The organism is Mesorhizobium delmotii (genome assembly GCF_900149755.1).
Lineage (GTDB): Bacteria > Pseudomonadota > Alphaproteobacteria > Rhizobiales > Rhizobiaceae > Mesorhizobium > Mesorhizobium delmotii.
The window spans coordinates 1-345 of record NZ_FUIG01000011.1 but is presented as its reverse complement, the minus strand read 5'-3'; the positions used below and the strand labels follow the sequence as shown (position 1 = coordinate 345).

1 protein-coding gene is annotated in these 345 nt (G+C 63.5%); it reads left to right on the top strand.

Annotation, left to right across the window (positions count from 1 at the left end):
* Positions 1-297, top strand: a 297-nt coding sequence (locus tag BQ8482_RS01375) for an MOSC domain-containing protein (RefSeq protein WP_165848390.1), incomplete at its 5' end; no start/stop codon positions are given.
* Positions 298-345: the final 48 nt, after the last annotated feature.

Genomic DNA, 345 nt, shown 5'->3' with positions numbered 1-345 from the left:
GTGGATTCCAGGCGGTTCCGGCCCAACATCGTGATCGAAACCGACGCTTCGTGGGACGGTTTCGTCGAGCAGCAGATCATCGGGAAAGTGTTGTCGATCGGGAAGGCGCGGATCGTGATTTCGGAACCGTGCGCGCGCTGCACCTTCACGGCGCTGGCGCAAGGCGATCTCGCCTTCGAACCGGCAGTGCTGCAAACCATAGCGCGCCATGGCGAAGGCGGCTTCGGCGCGCTCTGCCACGTCGTGCAGCCGGGCAAGATCAGGCTGGGCGACCAGGTCACCTTGAACGAAGCCTGACCTTCTTCCAGCTTTCGATGCCGGACGGCGGCACGTCGTGACGCTAGT